This window comes from Halomonas sp. C10-5 (assembly GCF_057169305.1).
Window position 1 is genome coordinate 370,871 of the sequence record NZ_CP175665.1, and the last position, 23,073, is coordinate 393,943.

Genomic DNA, 23,073 nt, shown 5'->3' on the forward strand with positions numbered 1-23,073 from the left:
CCGTCATGAAGCTCCTTCGCGGCGCGGCACGGGCATGGCCTGGGCGCGGCGCAGGGCGCGCTGGGCGCGGGTCTCGGCGCGTTCGACCTCGAGCAGCCCCTCTTCCACGAAGACCAGGTGCTCGTGGGCGCAGGTGCGGGCGTCCTCGGCCCGGCCCTCGAGGATGGCATCGAGCAGCGCACGATGCTGCTTCATCAGCAGGGGGCGCGACTCGGGCTTCTCGAACAGGTGGGCCAGGTTGTCGACGATGCTCTTCTCCAGCAGATGGAAGATGCCGCGAATGGTATGCAGCAGCAGCACATTGTGCGCCGACTCGGCGATGGCCAGGTGGAAGGCGGCATCGGCCTTGGCCTCCTCGGCCGGGTTGTGACTCTGGAAGCACGCCTCCAGTTCCTCGAAGCGCTTGATCAGCAGCGCCTTGTCGGTAGGCGTCGAACGCAGCGCGGCATAGTAGGCGGAGAGGCCCTCCATGGCATCGCGGAACTCCAGCAGGTCCAGGTGGAACTCGCCGTGACGGGAGAGCATCTCGAGCAGCGGGTCGCTGTAGCCGCTGTTGAGCTCCTCGCTGATGAAGGTGCCGCCCCCCTGACGGCTGATCAACAGGCCCCGGGCAGCGAGCTTCTGGATGGCTTCGCGCAGCGAGGGCCGCGAGACGCTGAAGCGTTCCGCCAGCTCACGCTCGGGTGGCAGTTTCTGTCCGGGCTGGAGGCTGCCCTCGAGGATCATCGCCTCGAGTCTTTCGGTGATCACATCGGTCAGGCGCGGCTGGCGCAGGGGCGGGTAGGCCATGGCGAGGCTCCGGTGGTCGAGGGTTCGATGGGGAGGCTTGGCCACATCTTACTGCCGGATATTGGTATTACCAATATCCGGCGTGGTGAGGTTGTCGGAAAGGAGAGAATATCTTACCGAATTTCAAAAGCTTGTAATAATGCCGAGCCTGGGTAGACCAAAGTCTAGCGCGATATGGCGAGAAAAACCCCGTCGCTCGTTTGACACTGTAGCGGAGGCCTCCGTAAGGTTCGCCGAATCCGTCGGGTAAATTGGTTTTACCACTTTACCAGAGTGACGACCATGCCAGCTGTTGAAGGAATCGCCGATGACCGCCGTCAAGCTCTACCCTCCGAGGCCGGACAAGGTCTACCTGTTCGGCACCTGCCTGATCGACCTCTTCTACCCCGAGGCCGGGATGGATGCCATCCGGCTGCTCGAGCGCGAGGGCATCGAGGTGCTGTTCCCCGAGGACCAGACCTGCTGTGGCCAGCCGGCCTACACTTCCGGCTACCATGACGAGGCGCGTGCCGTGGCGGCGGCCCAGCTCGACCTCTTCCCCGAGCCCTGGCCGATCGTGGTGCCCTCGGGCTCCTGCGGCGGCATGATGCGCACCCATTACCCCCAGCTCTTCGCCGGCAGCGACCTCGAGGCGAAGGCCGAGGAGGTGGCCGGGCGCGTCTTCGAGCTGACCGAGTTCCTGGTCCATGTCTGCCATCTTGACCTGGAGGATCGCGGCGAGCCCGAGAAGGTGGCCATGCACACCTCCTGCAGTGCGCGCCGCGAGATGGGGCTGGCCGAGACCGGGCCGGCGCTGCTGGCGAAGCTCGGTCAGGTCGAGCTGGTAGAGCAGGCGCGGGCCGCCGAGTGCTGCGGCTTCGGTGGCACCTTCGCGGTGCGTCACCCCGAGGTCTCCGCCGCCATGGTGGAGGACAAGACCCAGGCCATCGAGGCCAGCGGGGCGAAGCGCTTCGTGACCTCCGACTGCGGCTGCATGATGAACATCGGCGGGCGTTTCGAGAAGCTGAACAAGCCGATCCAGGGCGAGCATATCGCCAGTTACCTGTGGCGGAGGACCTCATGAGCGGACAGCCCCCCGGCGTGCAGACCTACACCCCGCGCGAATTCCATCGTCAGGCCCACGATGCCCTGGGCAACCCGCAGATCCGCGCCAACTTCCGCAAGGCGATGGATGGCCTGATGTCCAAGCGGCGTGACAGCTTCGATGACTGGGACCTGGAGACCCTGCGCGAGCTGGGTGCCAATATCCGCCTGCGGGCACTGGCGAAGCTGCCCGACCTGCTCGAGCAGCTGGAGGCCAACTGCGAGGCCAACGGCATCCGGGTGCATTGGGCCGAGGATGGCGAAGAGGCGTGCCGTATCGTCCGCGAGATCTGCGAGTCCCACGGGGCGCGCTCAGTGATCAAGGGCAAGTCGATGGTCTCCGAGGAGATGCACCTCAACGCCCATCTGGAGGAGGCGGGCATCGAGGCGCTGGAGTCCGATCTCGGCGAATACCTGGTGCAGCTCAACCAGCAGACTCCCTCGCACATCATCATGCCGGCGATCCATCTCAACACCGATGAGATCTCCGAGATCCTGCACGACAAGACCGGCACCGAGCGCACCCGCGACGTCGACTATATGACCGCGGCGGCCCGGCAGCAGCTGCGCGAGCGCTTCATGGCTGCCGATGTAGGGGTCTCGGGGGTCAACTTCGCGGTGGCCGAGACCGGCACCCTGTGCCTGGTGGAGAACGAAGGCAACGGCCGCATGACCACCACGGTGCCGCCGGTGCACGTCGCCGTGACCGGCATCGAGAAGGTGGTCGAGCGGCTGCGCGACGTGCCGCCCCTCTACTCCCTGCTGACCCGCTCGGCCACCGGCCAGCACGTCACCACCTACTTCAACATGATCAGCTCGCCGCGCAAAGAAGGCGAGCACGACGGGCCGAAGGAGGTCCATCTGGTGCTGGTGGACAGCGGCCGTTCGCGCATCTATCAGGACGATGAGCTGCTCGACACCCTGCGCTGCATCCGTTGCGGCGCCTGCATGAACCACTGCCCCGTCTATACCCGGGTGGGCGGCCACACCTACGGCACCACCTACCCCGGCCCGATCGGCAGCATCCTCTCGCCCCACCTGATGGGGCTCGAGGAGACCAAGGACCTGCCCACCGCCTCCAGCCTGTGCGGCGCCTGCGGCGAGGTCTGCCCGGTGAAGATCCCGATCCCCGACCTGCTGGTGCGGCTGCGCAAGGAGTCGGTGGGCGAGGGGCGCGGCAACGTGCCCGGCGCCGGCATCAAGCGCACTCGCAAGGAGGTCGCCGCCTGGAAGGGCTTCCAGTGGCTGGCCACCCACCCCGGCGCCTGGCGCAGTGGCACCGCAGTGGCCGGCAAGCTCAGGGCATTGACGCCCGCGAAGCTGGGTGCCTGGACCGACTACCGCACCGCCCCCAAGCCGGCCGGTACCACCCTTCATGCGTTGGTCAAGCGGCATCAGGCGAGCAAGAGCCATGAGCCGAACAGCAAAAGCCATGAGGAGGAGCGCTGATGAGTGCCCGCAACGCCATTCTCAAGCGCCTGCGCGAGCGCCTCGACGGACCGCTGAGTGCGCCGGAGAGCGACTTCACCGTGGCGACGAATCGTGGCTGGAGCCAGGAGGAGCGCCTGGCACGCTTCGAGCGCTGGATCGGTTCGGTGCATGGCGAGGTGGTCCATGTCGACCAGGCTCGCTGGACCGAGGCGCTGGCCGGGGTGCTCGCCGACAAGGGCGTGCGTCGGCTGGCGCTGGGCAAGCAGCACCCGGTGGCTGTCGAGGCGCGCAGCGCCCTGGCCGATGTCGACGTGGAACTGGTCGGCGTGGATCGCGATATCGAACAGTGGCAGCGCGAGCAGTTCGAGAGCGTCGATGCCGGCTTGACCTCCACCCGCGGGGCCATCGCCGAGACCGGCAGCCTGTGGCTATGGCCGACACCCGACGAGCCACGCCTGATCAGCCTGGTACCGCCGCTGCATATCGCCGTGCTGGATGCCGATACCCTTGCGGACACCTTCTTCGATGTTGTCGAGGGCCATGGCTGGGCCGATGGCATGCCCACCAACGCCCTGCTGATCTCGGGCCCCAGCAAGACCGCCGATATCGAGCAGACCCTGGCCTACGGGGTGCACGGGCCGCGTGAACTGGTGGTCATCGTGCGCCATGCCGGCGACTCCGCTGGGGTCTCGCGATGAGCCGGCCGAGCGCCGAGGCCTACCGGGAGCTGAAGGCCGCCCTGGCGGCTTCGTTGCCTGCAGAGCGGCTGATCGACGATCCGCTGCGCACCCTGGCGTACGGCACCGATGCCAGCTTCTATCGCCTGGTGCCGAGGCTGGTGGTGCGCCCCGAGAGCGAGGCGGAGCTGCGCGTGACCCTTGCCGAATGCCGGGCCCGACGGCTGCCGGTGACCTTTCGCGCTGCCGGCACCTCGCTTTCCGGCCAGGCGGTCACCGACTCGGTACTGATCCAGCTGGGGCAAGGCTGGCGCGGCCATGAGCTCCTCGACGAGGGGCGGGCGATCCGCCTGCAACCCGGGGTGATCGGCGCTCGGGCCAACCAGTTGCTCGCCTCCTTCGGACGCAAGATCGGCCCGGACCCGGCCTCCATCAACAGCTGCATGATCGGTGGCATCGCCGCCAACAACGCCTCCGGCATGTGCTGCGGCACCGCCCAGAACAGCTATCGCACGGTACGTGATATCCGGGTCATTCTGGCCGATGGCAGCCTGCTGGATACCGCCGATCACGAGAGCGTGGCGGCCTTCCGCGGCAGCCACGCCGAGCTGCTGGCGGGGCTCGAGCACCTTGCCGCCGAGACCCAGGCCAATGTCGAACTGGCCGAGAGGATCCGCCACAAGTACCGGCTCAAGAACACCACCGGCTATGCCCTCAACAGCCTGGTCGACTTCAGCGACGGCATCGAGATCCTCAAGCACCTGATGATCGGCTCCGAGGGCACCCTCGGATTCATCAGCGCCATCACCTACCAGACCGTGGTGGACGAACCCCACAAGGCGGCGGCGCTGGCCTTCTTTCCGGACATGGCCACCACCTGCCGGGCCACCATCGCCCTGAAGCGTTCGCCGGTCTCCGCGGTGGAGCTGATGGATCGTGCCGCGCTGCGCTCGGTGGAGCGCGAGGCAGGAATGCCCGAGGTGCTGCGCACGCTCCCCGACGGGGCGGCGGCGCTGCTGATCGACGTGCGCGGCCACGACGATGCCGACCTGGCCGCGCGCATGGACGAGGTGCAGCGGACGCTGGAGGGTATCCGTACCCTGGAACCGGTCACCTTCACCCGCGATACCGATCGCTACGCCCTCTACTGGAAGATCCGCAAGGGGCTCTTCCCGGCGGTGGGTGCGGTGCGCGAGATCGGAACCACGGTGATCATCGAGGATGTCGCCTTCCCCATCGAACGGCTCGACGAAGGCGTGCTGGCACTGACCGAGATCTTCCACCGCCACGGCTATGCGGAGGCGATCCTCTTCGGCCACGCCCTGGAGGGCAACCTGCACTTCGTCTTTCCCCAGGGGTTCGAGAAGCCCGGCGAGGTCGAGCGCTACCAGGCGCTGATGGACGAGGTGGCGCAACTGGTCGGGGTCGAGTATGGCGGTTCGCTCAAGGCCGAGCATGGTACCGGGCGCAACATGGCGCCCTACGTGGAGCTGGAGTGGGGCCCCGAGGCCTATGCGCTGATGTGGGAGATCAAGGCGCTCTTCGACCCCGAGAACCAGCTCAACCCCGAGGTGATCCTGAGCCGCAACCCGACCCTGCATCTGGAGAACCTCAAGCCGCTGCCGGCGGCCCACGAGATCGTCGACAAGTGCATCGAGTGTGGCTTCTGCGAGCATGTCTGTCCGTCCAAGGACCTGACCCTGACGCCGCGCCAGCGCATCGTGATCACCCGCGAGGTGGCACGCCTCGAGGCGCTGGGTGACTCGGCAGGCGAGGCGGATGCGGCGCGCCTGGCGTCACTGCGTGGGGGCCTTGCCTATCATGTGGATGCCACCTGCGCGGTGGACGGCCTGTGCGAGACCCAGTGTCCGGTAGGGATCAATACCGGAGACCTGGTGCGCGACATGCGTCGACGCCGCCTGAGCCAGCGTGCCGGATTGGCGCGCCGCATCGGCCGCCACTTCGGCGGTGTCACCCGGCTGGCGCGAGGCTCGTTGCGGGCTGCAGGGGCAGTAAACAAGCTGATGGGCGATTCACTGATGTCGCGTGCGGCCCGCGGCGCGCGTCGCCTGAGCGGCGAGCGTGTACCGCTGTGGACGCCGGCACTGCCCGGGGCCGCGCCGGTGCGCGTGCTGAAAGAGTTGTCGGATGCGGGCGATGATCGGCCCCGGGTGGTCTACCTGCCCAGCTGTGCGACTCGCATGTTCGGCGCCGACCGTCGCGACGCCGGGGAGCCGCGTTCGGTGATGGAGATCACCCTGGCGCTGCTCGACAGGGCCGGCTTCTCTGTGGTGATTCCCGAACGGGTCGATAGTCTCTGCTGCGGCATGGCCTTCCGTTCCAAGGGGCAGTTCGATGAGGCGGAGCACAAGGGGCGCGAACTCAATCGCGAACTGCTCGCCGCCAGCGAGAACGGCCGCTATCCGATCCTCTGCGATACCAGCCCCTGCACCCTGCAGATGCAGGAGAGCCTCGATGCTTGCCTGGCGCTGCATGAGCCCGTCACCTTCGCCCATGATCACCTGCTGCCGCGCCTGACCATTCGGCCGCTCCATGAGCGGGTCGCAGTCCACGTGACCTGCTCCAGCACGCGGATGGGGTTGGGCGAGAAGCTGATAGCCCTGGCGCGGGCCTGTGCCAGCGAGGTGGTGGTGCCCGCGGAGGTTACCTGCTGCGGTTTCGCCGGGGACAAGGGATTCAGCGTGCCGGAACTCAATGCCTCGGCACTCGCCGGACTGGCGGAACAGGTGGTCGACTGTAGTGCGGGCTACTCCAACTCACGGACCTGCGAGATCGGACTGTCCCAGCATGGGGGCATCCCGTATCGTTCGATACTCGCGCTGCTCGACCGTGCCAGCCGGTAGGCAGGCACGGCGAGACGGCTATCCACAGTCCCTGCGAACCGAGGGGGTGTGGATACAGTGGTCATGCCGTCTTCGCCTTTTGGAGAGGCTGCTGAAACTTTTTTACCGGAAGGGCTTGCGCCCCGGCTCGCGGATCCGTAAAGTACGCATCCGCTGCCGGCGACGGGCACACGTTGCAGGCGGTGGAGGTGGCAGAAGTGATTGTTCTGCTTGGAGTTTTTCGAATCACTTCGAAACATTCCGATTGACAATCACGGCACGTCCGATAGAATGTGCGCCACTGGGTTCGCAGCCATCTCGGCAGGAAGGGAAGGGCAGTTAGCGGAAACACGGACGGGGTGCAGCGCATCGCCAACCACCGCTTGACACGCTGAGGCGAATCGGTAGAATACGCCTTCCTCGCAGGGCGCTGGCGACACGGAGTTCGCTCCGGCCGGCAGCAAGCGAGACGCTTCACCCGACAGGGTTCGAAGCCGCTCTTTAACAATCGATCAGGTAATTCATGTGGGCGCTTGTCGATGGCTCGGTGATCATGTCATTGAACCATCAAGGCAAGCGACTCGTCATAGATCTTTGGATCTATTTGAGAACGTTTGAACCTTGAGCCAAGTTTGGTGCTACTTCAGCACTTATGATCTTAAACTGAAGAGTTTGATCATGGCTCAGATTGAACGCTGGCGGCAGGCCTAACACATGCAAGTCGAGCGGAAACGATGGAAGCTTGCTTCCAGGCGTCGAGCGGCGGACGGGTGAGTAATGCATAGGAATCTGCCCGGTAGTGGGGGATAACCTGGGGAAACCCAGGCTAATACCGCATACGTCCTACGGGGGAAAGCAGGGGATCTTCGGACCTTGCGCTATCGGATGAGCCTATGTCGGATTAGCTAGTTGGTGAGGTAATGGCTCACCAAGGCCGCGATCCGTAGCTGGTCTGAGAGGATGATCAGCCACATCGGGACTGAGACACGGCCCGAACTCCTACGGGAGGCAGCAGTGGGGAATATTGGACAATGGGCGAAAGCCTGATCCAGCCATGCCGCGTGTGTGAAGAAGGCTTTCGGGTTGTAAAGCACTTTCAGTGGGGAAGAAATCCTCGGGGCCAATACCCTCGAGGGAGGACATCACCCACAGAAGAAGCACCGGCTAACTCCGTGCCAGCAGCCGCGGTAATACGGAGGGTGCGAGCGTTAATCGGAATTACTGGGCGTAAAGCGCGCGTAGGCGGCGTGATAAGCCGGTTGTGAAAGCCCCGGGCTCAACCTGGGAACGGCATCCGGAACTGTCAGGCTAGAGTGCAGGAGAGGAAGGTAGAATTCCCGGTGTAGCGGTGAAATGCGTAGAGATCGGGAGGAATACCAGTGGCGAAGGCGGCCTTCTGGACTGACACTGACGCTGAGGTGCGAAAGCGTGGGTAGCAAACAGGATTAGATACCCTGGTAGTCCACGCCGTAAACGATGTCGACTAGCCGTTGGGGTCCTTGTGACCTTTGTGGCGCAGTTAACGCGATAAGTCGACCGCCTGGGGAGTACGGCCGCAAGGTTAAAACTCAAATGAATTGACGGGGGCCCGCACAAGCGGTGGAGCATGTGGTTTAATTCGATGCAACGCGAAGAACCTTACCTACTCTTGACATCGTGCGAACTTTCCAGAGATGGATTGGTGCCTTCGGGAACGCACAGACAGGTGCTGCATGGCCGTCGTCAGCTCGTGTTGTGAAATGTTGGGTTAAGTCCCGTAACGAGCGCAACCCTTGTCCCTATTTGCCAGCACGTAATGGTGGGAACTCTAGGGAGACTGCCGGTGACAAACCGGAGGAAGGTGGGGACGACGTCAGGTCATCATGGCCCTTACGAGTAGGGCTACACACGTGCTACAATGGCCGGTACAAAGGGTTGCGAAGCCGCGAGGTGGAGCTAATCCCGAAAAGCCGGTCTCAGTCCGGATCGGAGTCTGCAACTCGACTCCGTGAAGTCGGAATCGCTAGTAATCGTGAATCAGAATGTCACGGTGAATACGTTCCCGGGCCTTGTACACACCGCCCGTCACACCATGGGAGTGGACTGCACCAGAAGTGGTTAGCCTAACTTCGGAGGGCGATCACCACGGTGTGGTTCATGACTGGGGTGAAGTCGTAACAAGGTAGCCGTAGGGGAACCTGCGGCTGGATCACCTCCTTACCGATATGTCCCCGACTGTCGGCAAGTGCTCACAATGAATTACCTGATCGACCAGAGCAAAAGACTGTTTGGGTCGTGGACCCAGTGGTTTAGCCGGGTCTGTAGCTCAGTTGGTTAGAGCGCACCCCTGATAAGGGTGAGGTCGGCAGTTCAAATCTGCCCAGACCCACCAAATTTGCGTGATACTGCGTTGCTCCGACACTCGCATAGCAGGCTATGCGTCGCATCGAAGCGCCTTGTCTCACACAAATTATCTTCGGGGCCTTAGCTCAGCTGGGAGAGCGCCTGCCTTGCACGCAGGAGGTCAGCGGTTCGATCCCGCTAGGCTCCACCATCTCCCATCCCCACAGTCTGACCTGATCGGATCTGCAGTCATAAGCCATCCTTGCACAGCGCAATGAGCGGTTTATGACTGTCGATTGACAGTCTGCTCTTTAACAATGTGATTCATGCTGACAAACGTTCTTTCCGCAAGGAAAGAACACGAGATACGTCTCAAGCGTATCCGGCAATGTCGTGTGTCATCGCGGACCAGACCCTTTGGGGTTATATGGTCAAGCGATGAAGCGCATACGGTGGATGCCTAGGCAGCCAGAGGCGATGAAAGACGTGGAAGCCTGCGATAAGGCTCGGCGAGGTGGCAAACAACCTGTGACCCGGGCATCTCTGAATGGGGAAACCCACCCAGTGTAAGCTGGGTATCCCGCACTGAATACATAGGTGTCGGGAGGCGAACCAGGGGAACTGAAACATCTAAGTACCCTGAGGAAAAGAAATCAACCGAGATTCCCCCAGTAGCGGCGAGCGAACGGGGACCAGCCCTTAAGCATGTGACTGATTAGACGAACGCGTTGGGAAGCGCGGCCATAGTGGGTGACAGCCCCGTAGTCGAAAATCTGATCATGTGAAATCGAGTAGGTCGGGGCACGAGAAACCTTGACTGAAGACGGGGGGACCATCCTCCAAGGCTAAATACTCCTGGCTGACCGATAGTGAACCAGTACCGTGAGGGAAAGGCGAAAAGAACCCCGGAGAGGGGAGTGAAATAGATCCTGAAACCGTATGCGTACAAGCAGTGGGAGCATGCATGTCATGTGACCGCGTACCTTTTGTATAATGGGTCAGCGACTTATTTTCAGTGGCGAGCTTAACCGTATAGGGGAGGCGTAGGGAAACCGAGTCTTAACTGGGCGACCAGTCGCTGGGAATAGACCCGAAACCGGGCGATCTATCCATGAGCAGGTTGAAGGTTGAGTAACATCAACTGGAGGACCGAACCAGGATCTGTTGAAAAAGATTTGGATGACTTGTGGATCGGAGTGAAAGGCTAATCAAGCCCGGAGATAGCTGGTTCTCCTCGAAAGCTATTTAGGTAGCGCCTCACGTAGCACCGCCGGGGGTAGAGCACTGTTTCGGCTAGGGGGTCATCCCGACTTACCAACCCGAGGCAAACTCCGAATACCGGTGAGTGACGCGTGGGAGACACACAGCGGGTGCTAACGTCCGTTGTGAAAAGGGAAACAACCCAGACCGTCAGCTAAGGTCCCGAAATCCTGGTTAAGTGGGAAACGATGTGGGAAGGCTCAGACAGCTAGGAGGTTGGCTTAGAAGCAGCCATCCTTTAAAGAAAGCGTAATAGCTCACTAGTCGAGTCGGCCTGCGCGGAAGATATAACGGGGCTCAAACCAGGTACCGAAGCTACGGGTTCGTCGAATGACGAGCGGTAGAGGAGCGTCGTGTAAGCCGATGAAGGTGGATCGAGAGGTCTGCTGGAGGTATCACGAGTGCGAATGCTGACATGAGTAACGACAAGGGGAGTGAAAAACTCCCCCGCCGGAAGACCAAGGGTTTCTGTTCGACGCTAATCGGAGCAGAGTGAGTCGGCCCCTAAGGCGAGGCCGAAAGGCGTAGTCGATGGGAAACGGGTTAATATTCCCGTACCTCACTGTATTGCGATGGGGGGACGGAGAAGGCTAGGTGAGCCAGGCGTTGGTAGTCCTGGTGAAAGTCAGTAGGCTGAGGATTCAGGCAAATCCGGATCCTCAAGGCCGAGAGACGAGACGAACTGACCACGGTCAGGAAGTCATCGATGCCACGCTTCCAGGAAAAGCCTCTAAGCTTCAGATACAGTGGGACCGTACCCCAAACCGACACAGGTGGTCAGGGTGAGAATCCCAAGGCGCTTGAGAGAACTCGGGTGAAGGAACTAGGCAAAATGGTGCCGTAACTTCGGGAGAAGGCACGCCGCGTTAGTGTGAAGGCCCTGCGGCCGGAGCACGAGGCGGTCGAAGATACCAGGTGGCTGCAACTGTTTATTAAAAACACAGTACTCTGCAAACGCGTAAGCGGACGTATAGGGTATGACGCCTGCCCGGTGCCGGAAGGTTAAGTGATGGTGTTAGCGCAAGCGAAGCTCTTGATCGAAGCCCCGGTAAACGGCGGCCGTAACTATAACGGTCCTAAGGTAGCGAAATTCCTTGTCGGGTAAGTTCCGACCTGCACGAATGGCGTAATGATGGCCACGCTGTCTCCACCCGAGACTCAGTGAAATTGAAATCGCAGTGAAGATGCTGTGTACCCGCGGCTAGACGGAAAGACCCCGTGAACCTTTACTATAGCTTCACACTGGACGCTGATGTTGCTTGTGTAGGATAGCTGGGAGGCTTGGAAACCCGGACGCCAGTTCGGGTGGAGCCAACCTTGAAATACCAGCCTGGCATCATTGGCGTTCTAACTCAGGTCCGTTATCCGGATCGAGGACCGTGTGTGGTGGGTAGTTTGACTGGGGCGGTCTCCTCCCAAAGCGTAACGGAGGAGCACGAAGGTACCCTCAGCACGGTTGGAAATCGTGCAGTGAGTGCAAGAGCATAAGGGTGCTTGACTGCGAGACAGACACGTCGAGCAGGTACGAAAGTAGGTTCTAGTGATCCGGTGGTTCTGTATGGAAGGGCCATCGCTCAACGGATAAAAGGTACTCCGGGGATAACAGGCTGATACCGCCCAAGAGTTCACATCGACGGCGGTGTTTGGCACCTCGATGTCGGCTCATCACATCCTGGGGCTGAAGTCGGTCCCAAGGGTATGGCTGTTCGCCATTTAAAGTGGTACGCGAGCTGGGTTTAGAACGTCGTGAGACAGTTCGGTCCCTATCTGCCGTGGGCGTTGGAGATTTGAGAAGAGCTGCTCCTAGTACGAGAGGACCGGAGTGGACGCACCTCTGGTGTTCCGGTTGTCACGCCAGTGGCATTGCCGGGTAGCTATGTGCGGACAGGATAACCGCTGAAGGCATCTAAGCGGGAAGCCCCCTTCAAGATGAGATCTCCCCGAGGCCTTGAGCCTCCTGAAGGGCCCAGCGAGACCAGCTGGTTGATAGGCCGGATGTGGAAGCGCTGCAAGGCGTTGAGCTAACCGGTACTAATGGCCCGTGAGGCTTGACCATATAACACCCAAGGGGTCTGTGATGACCCACGACACCGGATACGCAGAGACGTTTCGTGTCAGCATGAATCACCGTTTTTCGCCTGACGACCATAGCGAGCGTGAACCACCTGATCCCATGCCGAACTCAGCAGTGAAACCGCTCAGCGCCGATGGTAGTGTGGGGTCTCCCCATGTGAGAGTAGGTCATCGTCAGGCACTTATTCAGAAAAGCCCCGAGCATCGTGAGATGCTCGGGGCTTTTTGCGTTCGGGGTCTGCGGAAAGAGGCCGTGGGAGGCGGTTTCTGGGCAGTTACGTTTCCGGGGTAGCGCCGCATCCGATAGAATGTGGGTTTTTCCGGTCCGGGATCCCAAGCATGACCATCGGTGACCTCATCCGCCTGCTCGGCGATGGCGAGTTCCACTCGGGCGAGCAGCTCGGTGAGCAGCTCGGCGTGTCCCGTGCTGCGGTATGGAAGCAGCTACGCAAGCTCGAGTCCCTGGGGATCACCATGCAGGCGGTGAAGGGGCAGGGGTATCGCCTCGCCGAACCCCTGGAGCTGCTCGACGGCCCGCGCATCATCGCCGGTCTCTCGCGCCAGGCGCGCACCCACCTGACGCGACTGTTCGTCGAGGAGACGCTGCCATCTTCCAACGCCTTCCTGCGCGAGCGCTTCGAGCAGGGGGCAGGGCACGGCGAGGTATGCCTGGTGGAGCAGCAGAGCGCCGGGCGAGGTCGGCGTGGACGGGTCTGGAACACGCCCTGGGGGCGTAGCCTGATGCTCTCCCTGGGGTGGCGGGTGGAGTCCGGTATCGCGGCCCTCGAGGGGTTGAGCCTCGCCGCCGGGGTAGCGCTGGCCCGGGTGCTGGAGAGCCATGGGGTAGCGCCGCTCCTCAAGTGGCCCAACGATGTCCTGCTGGAGATGCCCGGCGGCGGATACGGCAAGCTGGCGGGTATTCTGGTGGAAGTCAGCGGTGACGCCTCCGGTCCCTGCGAGGTGGTGATCGGCATGGGGATCAACGTCTCCCTGCCCGAGAGCTTCCGCAGCACCCTGGGACAGCCGGCCGCTGCCATCGAGGACCAGGCGGCGGGTGTGTCCCGCAATGCCCTGGCGGTCGACCTGCTCGAGGCGCTCCTGCCGCTGGTGGCAGAATTCGAGCGCGATGGCTTTGCACCCTGGCGCGACGCCTGGAATGCACGGCACGCCTTTGCCGGACGCGAGGTGGATGTGTTGAGCGGCAGTGCACAAGAGGTAGCAGTGGCCGAGGGTGTCGATGGCTCCGGCAACCTGGTGGTGGTCCAGGAGGGGCGGCGGCGCTGCCTGGCGGGTGGTGAAATCAGCCTGCGTGTGCGCTCATGATCCTCGATCTCGATATCGGCAATACCCTCTCCAAGTGGCGTCTCAAGGATGTCGACAGCAGCGAGATCCGTTCGCGCGGTGCGGTGTGGACCCGGGAGGAGTGGCGGCCGGGTGCCGATATTCCCAACCTCGATGTGGTCGAGTCGGTGCGCATATCCAGTGTCGCGCGGCGTGCCGTGCTCGAGGAGACGGTCCAGCTGCTGCGCCAGCGCGTGGGGGCCGTGCATGTGGCGCACTCGAGCCCCGAGGCGCTGGGCGTCACCAATGGCTACGAGGAGCCCGAGCGGCTGGGTGTCGATCGCTGGCTGGGGGTGCTGGCCGGTTACCAGCTGGTGGGTGGCTGCTGTGCGGTAGATTGCGGCAGCGCCATTACCATCGATTTCGTGCTGCCTGGCGGCCGCCACCTGGGGGGCTATATCCTGCCGGGGCTGCGCCTGATGAAGGAGAGTCTCAAGCTGGGGACACGCAACGTGGCCATCGACCCCGACAGCGAGCCGGAGGAGCTGCTGGTACCGGGGCGGCGCACGGTGGAGGCGGTGAACCACGGGATCTACATGGCGGCGGTGAGCGCCATCAATCGTGTCTACGCAGAGGTCTGCGACAGCGAGGGGGTCGCGCTGCCGCTGATGCTGACCGGTGGTGACGCCCGGGTGGTCTCCCGCGGTCTCCAGGTCCCCCACGCGGTGTGGCCCGACATGGTCTACGGGGGGCTGGAGGCCAGTTTTCCGCTGACCGCCGCCGAGCGGGCAGGGCGCATGGCAGGGGCTCCCCGCGTGCCGACCCCTGTGGCACTGGAAAAGATTCGCGCCGGGCTTGCATTCTCCATGCTGCTTTGACACAATGCGCCGCGTTCCGAGGCGAAGGGCAACGCGCCGAGTGGTGCTCCTTCGAGGGTGAAGAAGCTGATAAAACAGCGACTTGACAACCGGATCAGCGGTGATAATATATGCCGCCAGTTGGAGGGGTTCCCGAGTGGCCAAAGGGAGCAGACTGTAAATCTGCCGCGAAAGCTTCGAAGGTTCGAATCCTTCCCCCTCCACCAGAATCAGGTGCGACGTTACAGGTAGTGCGTGGCGTCGCGACCGAGAAGAGTGGGTAGGCGGGCATAGTTCAATGGTAGAACCTCAGCCTTCCAAGCTGATGATGCGGGTTCGATCCCCGCTGCCCGCTCCAGCATCTACGGATGCAAAAGGTTAGGCTCATGTAGCTCAGGGGTAGAGCACACCCTTGGTAAGGGTGAGGTCGACGGTTCAAATCCGTCCATGAGCTCCACATTGAGAAGGCGAGCCACGGCTCGCCTTTTCTCTTTCTCGCCGCCGGATCTGTCGAGTGGCGAGAGGGGGTTGCCAGGCGAAGCGGCTTTCGCTATGATGGCGCCCGCTGTTGAAGGCCGCCTGCAAAGGGCGGAGCAAGGCAGATACAGGCCAGTAGCTCAATTGGCAGAGCAGCGGTCTCCAAAACCGCAGGTTGGGGGTTCGATTCCCTCCTGGCCTGCCAGCCTTCCCCAGGCTGGCGCGTTCCCAGAAGATTTCACGTTTCGATTGCCGCGCCCTGAGGAGTCTCGTTTTCATGAAACATAACGCCGAGGTGCAGGAGTCGCGCCACGACGGGCTCAAGTGGGCGGTTGTCGTCACTCTGCTGGTCCTGGCCGTGGTAGGCAACACCTACTTCGCTGATCAGGCCCTGCTCTACCGCGTATTGGGTGTCGTGGCGCTGAGTGCGCTGGCCGCTGTGGTGGCGTTTACCACTACCAAAGGTCGCGAACTCGCCGAGCTGGCCCGTGCCGCCAAGAAAGAGATTCAGCGCGTGGTATGGCCGACTCGGCCCGAGACCATCCAGACCACGGTCATCGTGCTGGTCGCCGTGCTGGTGGTCGGCCTGATGCTGTGGCTGATCGACACCCTTCTTGGCTGGGCGATGTCCGGCGTTATCGGTTAGGAGCCCCCATGTCCAAGCGTTGGTATGTCGTTCACGCCTACTCCGGCTTCGAGAAGCATGTAATGCGCTCCCTCAAGGAGCGCGTGAAGATGTATGGCATGGAGGACCGCTTCGGCGAGATCCTGGTGCCGACCGAGGAAGTCGTCGAGATGCGTGACGGCAAGCGCCGCAAAAGCGAGCGCAAGTTCTATCCCGGCTATGTGCTGGTCGAGATGGAGATGGATGACGAGACCTGGCACCTGGTCAACGAGACCCCCCGCGTGATGGGGTTCATCGGTGGTACCAAGGAGAAGCCGGCGCCCATCACCCAGAAAGAGGCTGACGCCATCCTGCGCCGTGTCCAGGATGGGACCGACAAGCCCAAGCCCAAGACCCTGTTCGAGCCGGGTCAGTCGGTGCGCGTCATCGATGGCCCCTTCGCCGATTTCAACGGCGTCGTCGAGGAGGTCAACTACGACAAGAGCCGCGTTCAGGTCAGTGTGCTGATCTTCGGGCGCTCGACACCTGTCGAACTGGAATTCGCGCAGGTCGAGAAAGAGTAATCCTCGACCGATGCAGGCAGGGCCGCTGCGGCGGCCGCAACACCGGGGAGCCGCAAGGCGCTATTACCCAACTGGAGTCCTATCATGGCCAAGAAAGTACAGGCTTACATCAAGCTGCAGGTCGCAGCTGGTAAGGCCAATCCGAGTCCCCCCGTGGGTCCCGCGCTGGGTCAGCACGGCGTGAACATCATGGAGTTCTGCAAGGCGTTCAACGCCGCGACCCAGGAGATCGAACCGGGCCTGCCCACTCCCGTGGTGATCACCGTCTATTCCGACCGCAGCTTCACCTTCATCACCAAGACCCCGCCCGCGGCGGTCCTGCTGAAGAAGGCGGCTGGCATCAAGTCCGGCTCCGGTGAGCCGAACAAGAACAAGGTCGGTACCGTGACCCGTGAGCAGCTCGAAGAGATCGCCAAGACCAAGGAGCCGGATCTGACGGCTGCCGATCTCGACGCCGCGGTGCGTACCATTGCCGGTAGTGCCCGCAGCATGGGCCTGAACGTGGAGGGTCTCTGATCATGGCTAAGCTGTCCAAGCGCGCACAGATGATTAGCGAGAAGGTCGACTCCACCAAGGTCTACTCTCTCGAGGAAGCCGTGGCCCTGCTCGCCGAGTTGTCCACGGTCAAGTTCAAGGAGTCCCTGGACGTCGCCATCAACCTGGGCGTCGATCCGCGGAAATCCGACCAGGTGGTTCGCGGCGCGACCGTGATGCCCAACGGTACCGGCAAGGACGTTCGCGTCGCCGTGTTCACCCAGGGCGCCAACGCCGACGCTGCCAAGGAAGCCGGTGCCGATATCGTCGGCATGGACGACCTGGCCGAGCAGGTCAAGAAGGGCCAGCTCGACTTCGACGTGGTGATCGCCTCGCCGGACGCCATGCGTGTCGTCGGCCAGCTGGGTCAGATCCTCGGTCCGCGCGGCCTGATGCCGAACCCCAAGGTCGGCACCGTGACGCCGGACGTCGCCACCGCGGTCAAGAACGCCAAGGCCGGTCAGGTGCGCTTCCGTACCGACAAGAACGGCATCATCCATACCACCCTTGGCAAGGTCGACTTCGACGCTTCCGCCATTCAGGGCAACCTGGATGCACTGGTCGCCGACCTGAAGAAGCTTAAGCCGAGCACCTCCAAGGGCATCTATTTCAAGAAGGTCACCCTGTCCACGACCATGGGCCCGGGTGTGACCATCGACCACTCTGGCCTGGTCTGACCGGTCAGCGTGTCGAGCAACTAGCAATAACTTTGCGGTCCCCGTGTCGAGTCACGACTCGCCGGCGGGGCACCGTCAAAGACCGCAGGTGCCGCCTCTCTTCGGAAGGGCGGCTTAATCATCCCTTCAGGGGGTGGCCTGCGCAGATGGTGTTGCCGCCAGGCTTCTGGTGAGCACCATCACCCAGGACTTCCGGCTCGTCCGCGGGCGGCCGGAAGAGATGGTAACCACCGGAAACCTCATCGCGAGGTTCCGGCACGAAGGAGTGATCACTGTGCCACTAGCACTCGAAGGCAAGAAGGCGATTGTTGCCGAGGTCAGTGAAGCGGCCAAGGATGCTCTCTCCGTCGTAGTTGCCGATTCTCGTGGCGTCACGGTCAGCAAGATGACCGACCTGCGCAAGCAGGCCCGCGAGAATGGCGTCCAGATCCGTGTTGTCCGCAACACCCTGGCACGCCGCGCCCTGTCCGGAACTCCCTGGGAGATCCTGGACGAGACCTTCTCGGGTCCGACCCTGCTGGCCTTCTCCTATGAGCACCCGGGCGCCGCTGCCCGCCTGTTCAAGGAGTTCGCCAAGGAGGAGAAGAACTTCGAGGTCAAGGCGCTGGCCTACGAAGGTGAGCTGATCCCGGCCACCGATCTCGACCGTCTGGCGACGCTGCCGACCTACGACGAGGCGATTGCCAAGCTGATGTCCGTCATGAAAGAGGCATCCGCCGGCAAGCTGGTCCGTACCCTGGCCGCCCTGCGCGACCAGAAGCAGGAAGAAGCCGCCTGAACGGCGAACTCCTGCAGGCAGCCTGAATCGAATATTGAATCCCGAGTCGACGCTCAAGTTCGACTCCCGCAAAGTTAGGAAACGTGACAATGGCACTGACCAAAGAAGACATCATCAACGCCGTCTCCGACATGTCCGTCATGGAAGTGGTCGAGCTGATCGAGGCCATGGAAGAGAAGTTCGGCGTGTCTGCCGCTGCCGCCGTCGTGGCTGGCCCGGCTGCCGGTGGTGAAGCCGCTGCCGAAGAGCAGACCGAGTTTGACCTGGTGCTGACCAGCGCCGGCGACAAGAAGGTCAACGTGATCAAGGTTGTCCGCGAGATCACCGGCCTGGGCCTGAAGGAAGCCAAGGGTGCCGTCGACGGCGCGCCGGCGACCATCAAGGAAGGCATGTCCAAGGAAGACGCAGAAGCGGCCAAGGCCAAGCTGGAAGAAGCCGGCGCGGGCGTGGAGCTCAAGTAAGTCCTTGAGCGACATGGCTTCACGCGCTGCGTAAGCTTCCACGGCTGGTGGCGGGACACCCGCTGCCGGCCTTTTTCTGTTGTCACTGGCCGCTGCCACGGCAGCCTGGCCAGCCGAATTCCAGAAGGCGAGCGTCCCTCGAGGCGCTTGCCTTCATCGCCTGACGGAGCCGCATCCCGTCGGGTGGCGCCGACCACGCATCGGTCACCCATGGTGAACAAGCTGGGGAATACAGATGGCTTACTCATACACTGAGAAAAAACGCATCCGCAAGGATTTCGGCAAACTGCCCCAAGTGATGGATGTGCCCTACCTGCTGGCGATCCAGCTTGATTCCTATTACGACTTCCTCCAGCAGGACCGTGCGCCCGAGGAGCGTCTCGAGGTCGGCCTTCACGCCGCCTTCCGGTCGGTGTTCCCGATCGAGAGCTTCTCCGGCAATGCCGCCCTGGAGTACGTCAGCTACCGCTTCGGCACTCCGGCCTTCGACGTCAAGGAGTGCCAGCTGCGTGGCGTCACCTATTCGGCTCCCCTGCGCGTCAAGGTTCGCCTGATCATCTATGACAAGGAGTCATCCAACAAGGCGATCAAGGACATCAAGGAGCAGGAAGTCTACATGGGGGAGATCCCCCTGATGACCGAGAACGGTACCTTCGTGGTGAACGGTACCGAGCGTGTCATCGTCTCCCAGCTGCATCGTTCGCCCGGCGTATTCTTCGACCATGACAAGGGCAAGAGCCACTCCTCAGGCAAGCTGCTCTACTCCGCCCGGGTGATCCCCTACCGTGGCTCCTGGCTCGACTTCGAGTTCGATCCGAAGGACAACGTTTTCGTCCGTATCGACCGTCGTCGCAAGCTGCCGGCCACGGTGCTGCTGCGCGCACTGGGCATGAGCGCCGAGGAAGTTCTCGACGAGTTCTTCGCGACCAGCACCTTCCACATCGAGAAGAACGGCTTCTCTGTAGAGCTGGTGCCGTCACGCCTGCGCGGCGAGACCGCCACCTTCGACATCAAGGATGCCGATGGCGGCATCATCGTCGAGGAAGGGCGTCGCATCACCCAGAAGCATATCCGCCAGCTGGAGAAGGTCGGCCTCGAGCGCCTCGAGGTGCCGATGGAGTACCTGTTCGGCAAGACGCTGGCCAAGGACCAGGTCGACCCCAACACCGGCGAGCTGATCTGTCCCTGCAACACCGAGATCACCCCGGAGCTGCTCGAGCGCATCGGTCAGGCCGGTATCACCAGCCTCGAGACCCTCTACACCAACGACCTCGACTGCGGGCCCTTCGTCTCCGATACCCTCAAGCTGGATACCACCGGTTCCCAGCTCGAGGCGCTGGTCGAGATCTACCGCATGATGCGTCCCGGCGAGCCGCCCACCAAGGAGGCCGCCGAGACCCTGTTCAACAACCTGTTCTTCAGCGAGGACCGCTACGACCTCTCTGGCGTCGGTCGCATGAAGTTCAACCGCCGCCTGCGTCGCGACAGCGACACCGGTGCCGGCGTGCTCGACCGTCGCGATATCCTCGACGTGCTCAAGGAACTGATCTACATCCGTAACGGCTACGGTGAGGTGGACGATATCGACCACCTGGGCAACCGCCGCATCCGTTGCGTGGGCGAGATGGCCGAGAACCAGTTCCGTGTCGGCTTGGTGCGCGTCGAGCGCGCGGTCAAGGAGCGTCTCTCCATGGCCGAGAGCGAGGGCCTGATGCCCCAGGACCTGATCAACGCCAAGCCCGTCGCCGCGGCGGTCAAGGAGTTCTTCGGTTCCAGCCAGCTCTCCCAGTTCATGGACCAGAACAACCCGCTCTCCGAGGTCACCCACAAGCGCCGCGTCTCCGCGCTTGGCCCGGGCGGCCTGACCCGTGAGCGGGCCGGCTTCGAGGTGCGTGACGTCCACGTCACCCACTACGGCCGTCTGTGCCCGATCGAGACCCCGGAAGGTCCCAACATCGGCCTGATCAACTCCCTGGCCACCTACAGCCACACCAACAGCTACGGCTTCCTCGAGACGCCCTACCGCAAGGTCGTGGATCGCAAGGTGACCGACGACGTGGTCCACCTCTCGGCCATCGAGGAGGGCGACTTCGTCATCGCCCAGGCCTCCGCCACCGTGGACGAGGCCGGCCAGCTGATCGATGACCTGGTGCAGGTGCGTCACAAGGGCGAGACCACCTTCATGCGTCCCGAGCAGGTGACGCTGATGGACGTCTCGCCGCGCCAGGTGGTCTCCGTGGCCGCGGCGCTGATCCCGTTCCTCGAGCACGATGACGCCAACCGCGCCCTGATGGGTGCCAACATGCAGCGTCAGGCGGTACCCACCCTGCGCGCCGACAAGCCGCTGGTCGGCACCGGCATGGAGCGTTTCGTGGCCCGCGACTCCGGCGTCTGCGCCGTGGCGCGTCGCGGCGGCGTGATCGACTCCGTGGATGCCAAGCGCATCGTGGTGCGCATCAACGAGGACGAGATCATCGGCGGCGAGGCCGGCGTCGATATCTACAACCTCACCAAGTACGTGCGCTCCAACCAGAACACCTGTCAGAACCAGCGTCCGATCGTGCGCCCCGGCGATTCCGTGGCCCGTGGCGACATCCTGGCCGACGGTCCTTCGGTGGACATGGGCGACCTGGCTCTGGGCCAGAACATGCGCATCGCCTTCATGCCCTGGAACGGCTACAACTTCGAGGACTCCATCCTGCTCTCCGAGCGGGTCGTCCAGGAGGACCGTTTCACCACCATCCATATTCAGGAGCTGACCTGCGTCTCCCGCGACACCAAGCTGGGGCCGGAGGAGATCACCTCCGACATCCCCAACGTGGGTGAGTCGGCGCTCTCCAAGCTGGATGAGGCCGGTGTGGTCTACATCGGTGCCGAGGTTGGTCCGGGCGATATCCTGGTCGGCAAGGTCACGCCCAAGGGCGAGACCCAGCTGACGCCGGAAGAGAAGCTGCTGCGCGCCATCTTCGGCGAGAAGGCCAGCGACGTTAAGGACACCTCCCTGCGTGCCCCTACCGGCATGAAGGGCACCGTCATCGACGTCCAGGTGTTCACCCGCGACGGCGTGGAGAAGGACTCGCGGGCGCTCTCCATCGAGCAGATGCAGCTTGACGAGGTTCGCAAGGACCTCCAGGAGACCTACCGCATCGCCGAGGACGCCACCTTCGAGCGCCTCAAGCGCACCCTGAGCGGCCAGGCCGTCAACGGCGGTCCCCAGCTCAAGAAGGGTGATGTGCTCTCCACGAGCTACCTCGACGAGCTGCCGCGTCAGCAGTGGTTCAAGCTGCGCCTGCAGGACGAGGCCCTCAACGAGCTGCTGGCCCAGGCCGACGAGCAGCTGGAGACGCGTCGCAAGGAGATGGACGAGCGCTTCGAGGACAAGAAGCGCAAGCTGACCCAGGGCGACGACCTGGCGCCCGGCGTGCTCAAGATCGTCAAGGTCTACATGGCGGTGAAGCGTCGCCTGCAGCCGGGCGACAAGATGGCCGGCCGCCACGGTAACAAGGGTGTCATCTCGGCGATCATGCCCATCGAGGACATGCCCTTCGACGACCAGGGTGAGCCGGTGGACGTGGTGTTGAACCCGCTGGGCGTGCCGTCGCGCATGAACGTGGGGCAGATACTGGAGACCCACCTGGGCCTCGCCGCCTGGGGGCTGGGTCGCAAGATCGACGGCCTGCTGCGCGATGCCCGCGAACAGCAGGTGGCCGAGATTCGCGACTTCCTGGGGCAGGTCTACAACTCCACCCCGGGCACCCGTGTCGAGGAGCTCGAGTCGCTCTCCGATGACGAGGTGATCGCCCTGGCCAAGAACCTGAAGGCGGGCGTGCCGATGTCCACGCCGGTGTTCGACGGTGCCGACGAGCACGAGATCAAGCACCTGCTGCGGCTGGCCGAGCTGCCGGATTCCGGCCAGATGACGCTCTACGACGGCCGTACCGGTGACGCCTTCGATCGTCCGGTGACCGTCGGCTACATGTACATGCTCAAGCTCAACCACCTGGTGGACGACAAGATGCATGCGCGTTCTACCGGCTCCTACTCGCTGGTCACCCAGCAGCCGCTGGGCGGCAAGGCGCAGTTCGGTGGTCAGCGCTTCGGTGAGATGGAGGTCTGGGCCCTGGAGGCGTACGGCGCCGCCTACACCCTCCAGGAGATGCTCACCGTCAAGTCCGATGACGTGGAGGGTCGCACCAAGATGTACAAGAACATCGTGGATGGCGACCACGCCATGCAGGCGGGCATGCCGGAATCCTTCAACGTGCTGGTGAAGGAGATCCGCTCGCTGGGCATCGACATCGAGCTCGAGAGCTGAGGCGGCCGACGCTTCACATTATGACGG

The 23,073-nt window shown here is 62.9% G+C and carries 14 protein-coding genes, 6 tRNA genes and 3 rRNA genes; 22 read left to right on the forward strand and 1 reads right to left on the reverse strand.

Annotated features, from left to right (window positions below; genetic code table 11):
- Positions 1-3: 3 nt before the first annotated feature.
- A complete protein-coding gene (locus ACJ7IV_RS01720) occupies positions 4-789 on the reverse strand; it encodes a GntR family transcriptional regulator (RefSeq protein ID WP_483865526.1) in 786 nt (261 codons plus the stop codon).
- A 307-nt stretch (positions 790-1,096) separates the two neighbouring features.
- Here ACJ7IV_RS01720 and ACJ7IV_RS01725 point away from each other — a divergent pair, with 307 nt between their 5' ends.
- The 22 genes from ACJ7IV_RS01725 (at position 1,097) to rpoB (ending at position 23,046) form a co-directional block, all read left to right on the forward strand.
- Positions 1,097-1,852 carry a (Fe-S)-binding protein gene (locus tag ACJ7IV_RS01725; RefSeq protein WP_483865527.1) on the forward strand — a complete coding sequence of 252 codons (756 nt, stop codon included), beginning with the start codon at positions 1,097-1,099 and terminating at the stop codon, positions 1,850-1,852.
- Positions 1,849-3,321 (forward strand): LutB/LldF family L-lactate oxidation iron-sulfur protein, encoded by a 1,473-nt coding sequence (locus tag ACJ7IV_RS01730; RefSeq protein WP_483865528.1) that lies wholly within the window; start codon positions 1,849-1,851, stop codon positions 3,319-3,321. The genes ACJ7IV_RS01725 and ACJ7IV_RS01730 overlap by 4 nt, the downstream gene beginning before the upstream one ends.
- Positions 3,321-4,001, forward strand: coding sequence for a LutC/YkgG family protein (locus ACJ7IV_RS01735; RefSeq protein WP_483865529.1), 681 nt, complete (start codon positions 3,321-3,323; stop codon positions 3,999-4,001). Before ACJ7IV_RS01730 ends, ACJ7IV_RS01735 begins: the two co-directional genes overlap by 1 nt.
- Positions 3,998-6,844, forward strand: a complete 2,847-nt coding sequence (locus tag ACJ7IV_RS01740) for an FAD-binding and (Fe-S)-binding domain-containing protein (protein ID WP_483865530.1) — start codon at positions 3,998-4,000, stop codon at positions 6,842-6,844. The genes ACJ7IV_RS01735 and ACJ7IV_RS01740 overlap by 4 nt, the downstream gene beginning before the upstream one ends.
- A 639-nt stretch (positions 6,845-7,483) precedes the next feature.
- A 16S ribosomal RNA gene (locus ACJ7IV_RS01745) occupies positions 7,484-9,022 on the forward strand.
- Between the two features lie 95 nt (positions 9,023-9,117).
- A tRNA-Ile gene (locus ACJ7IV_RS01750) sits at positions 9,118-9,194 on the forward strand.
- 86 nt (positions 9,195-9,280) lie between these two features.
- A tRNA-Ala gene (locus ACJ7IV_RS01755) sits at positions 9,281-9,356 on the forward strand.
- Positions 9,357-9,574: 218 nt separating this feature from the next.
- Positions 9,575-12,461 (forward strand): 23S ribosomal RNA (locus ACJ7IV_RS01760).
- 81 nt (positions 12,462-12,542) lie between these two features.
- Positions 12,543-12,658: ribosomal RNA gene (rrf, locus tag ACJ7IV_RS01765) — 5S ribosomal RNA — on the forward strand.
- The 16S, 23S and 5S rRNA genes sit together here with 2 tRNA genes alongside, the layout of an rRNA operon.
- A 159-nt stretch (positions 12,659-12,817) precedes the next feature.
- Positions 12,818-13,801, forward strand: coding sequence for a biotin--[acetyl-CoA-carboxylase] ligase (locus ACJ7IV_RS01770; RefSeq protein WP_483865531.1), 984 nt, complete (start codon positions 12,818-12,820; stop codon positions 13,799-13,801).
- Positions 13,798-14,637, forward strand: a complete 840-nt coding sequence (locus ACJ7IV_RS01775) for a type III pantothenate kinase (protein ID WP_483865532.1) — start codon at positions 13,798-13,800, stop codon at positions 14,635-14,637. The genes ACJ7IV_RS01770 and ACJ7IV_RS01775 overlap by 4 nt, the downstream gene beginning before the upstream one ends.
- A gap of 122 nt (positions 14,638-14,759) precedes the next feature.
- Positions 14,760-14,843 (forward strand) — tRNA-Tyr (locus ACJ7IV_RS01780).
- 57 nt (positions 14,844-14,900) lie between these two features.
- Positions 14,901-14,974, forward strand: a tRNA-Gly gene (locus tag ACJ7IV_RS01785).
- A gap of 24 nt (positions 14,975-14,998) precedes the next feature.
- Positions 14,999-15,073, forward strand: a tRNA-Thr gene (locus ACJ7IV_RS01790).
- A 149-nt stretch (positions 15,074-15,222) separates the two neighbouring features.
- Positions 15,223-15,298, forward strand: a tRNA-Trp gene (locus tag ACJ7IV_RS01795).
- 72 nt (positions 15,299-15,370) lie between these two features.
- On the forward strand, positions 15,371-15,739 hold the full coding sequence (gene secE, locus ACJ7IV_RS01800) for a preprotein translocase subunit SecE (RefSeq protein ID WP_161430166.1): 369 nt from the start codon (positions 15,371-15,373) through the stop codon (positions 15,737-15,739).
- A gap of 8 nt (positions 15,740-15,747) precedes the next feature.
- Positions 15,748-16,281, forward strand: a complete 534-nt coding sequence (nusG, locus tag ACJ7IV_RS01805) for a transcription termination/antitermination protein NusG (protein ID WP_161430167.1) — start codon at positions 15,748-15,750, stop codon at positions 16,279-16,281.
- An 84-nt stretch (positions 16,282-16,365) separates the two neighbouring features.
- The gene (rplK, locus tag ACJ7IV_RS01810) at positions 16,366-16,797 is read left to right on the forward strand and encodes a 50S ribosomal protein L11 (protein WP_132044070.1); all 432 of its coding nucleotides are present in this window, start codon (positions 16,366-16,368) and stop codon (positions 16,795-16,797) included.
- A 2-nt stretch (positions 16,798-16,799) separates the two neighbouring features.
- Positions 16,800-17,492, forward strand: coding sequence for a 50S ribosomal protein L1 (gene rplA / locus ACJ7IV_RS01815; protein ID WP_161430168.1), 693 nt, complete (start codon positions 16,800-16,802; stop codon positions 17,490-17,492).
- A 274-nt stretch (positions 17,493-17,766) separates the two neighbouring features.
- Complete coding sequence (gene rplJ, locus ACJ7IV_RS01820; protein ID WP_161430169.1) at positions 17,767-18,270, forward strand: 50S ribosomal protein L10; 504 nt, start codon at positions 17,767-17,769, stop codon at positions 18,268-18,270.
- Between the two features lie 89 nt (positions 18,271-18,359).
- Positions 18,360-18,731 carry a 50S ribosomal protein L7/L12 gene (gene rplL / locus ACJ7IV_RS01825; protein ID WP_161430170.1) on the forward strand — a complete coding sequence of 124 codons (372 nt, stop codon included), beginning with the start codon at positions 18,360-18,362 and terminating at the stop codon, positions 18,729-18,731.
- A gap of 235 nt (positions 18,732-18,966) precedes the next feature.
- A complete protein-coding gene (rpoB, locus tag ACJ7IV_RS01830) occupies positions 18,967-23,046 on the forward strand; it encodes a DNA-directed RNA polymerase subunit beta (RefSeq protein WP_483865533.1) in 4,080 nt (1,359 codons plus the stop codon).
- The last annotated feature ends 27 nt before the right edge of the window (positions 23,047-23,073 follow it).

Bases quoted from the DNA above. Each gene is read 5' to 3' on its own strand.
- ACJ7IV_RS01720 (WP_483865526.1), bottom strand. From the start codon at position 789: ATGGCCTACCCGCCCCTGCGCCAGCCGCGCCTGACCGATGTGATCACC.
- ACJ7IV_RS01725 (WP_483865527.1), top strand. From the start codon at position 1,097: ATGACCGCCGTCAAGCTCTACCCTCCGAGGCCGGACAAGGTCTACCTG.
- ACJ7IV_RS01730 (WP_483865528.1), top strand. From the start codon at position 1,849: ATGAGCGGACAGCCCCCCGGCGTGCAGACCTACACCCCGCGCGAATTC.
- ACJ7IV_RS01735 (WP_483865529.1), top strand. From the start codon at position 3,321: ATGAGTGCCCGCAACGCCATTCTCAAGCGCCTGCGCGAGCGCCTCGAC.
- ACJ7IV_RS01740 (WP_483865530.1), top strand. From the start codon at position 3,998: ATGAGCCGGCCGAGCGCCGAGGCCTACCGGGAGCTGAAGGCCGCCCTG.
- ACJ7IV_RS01770 (WP_483865531.1), top strand. From the start codon at position 12,818: ATGACCATCGGTGACCTCATCCGCCTGCTCGGCGATGGCGAGTTCCAC.
- ACJ7IV_RS01775 (WP_483865532.1), top strand. From the start codon at position 13,798: ATGATCCTCGATCTCGATATCGGCAATACCCTCTCCAAGTGGCGTCTC.
- secE (WP_161430166.1), top strand. From the start codon at position 15,371: ATGAAACATAACGCCGAGGTGCAGGAGTCGCGCCACGACGGGCTCAAG.
- nusG (WP_161430167.1), top strand. From the start codon at position 15,748: ATGTCCAAGCGTTGGTATGTCGTTCACGCCTACTCCGGCTTCGAGAAG.
- rplK (WP_132044070.1), top strand. From the start codon at position 16,366: ATGGCCAAGAAAGTACAGGCTTACATCAAGCTGCAGGTCGCAGCTGGT.
- rplA (WP_161430168.1), top strand. From the start codon at position 16,800: ATGGCTAAGCTGTCCAAGCGCGCACAGATGATTAGCGAGAAGGTCGAC.
- rplL (WP_161430170.1), top strand. From the start codon at position 18,360: ATGGCACTGACCAAAGAAGACATCATCAACGCCGTCTCCGACATGTCC.
- rpoB (WP_483865533.1), top strand. From the start codon at position 18,967: ATGGCTTACTCATACACTGAGAAAAAACGCATCCGCAAGGATTTCGGC.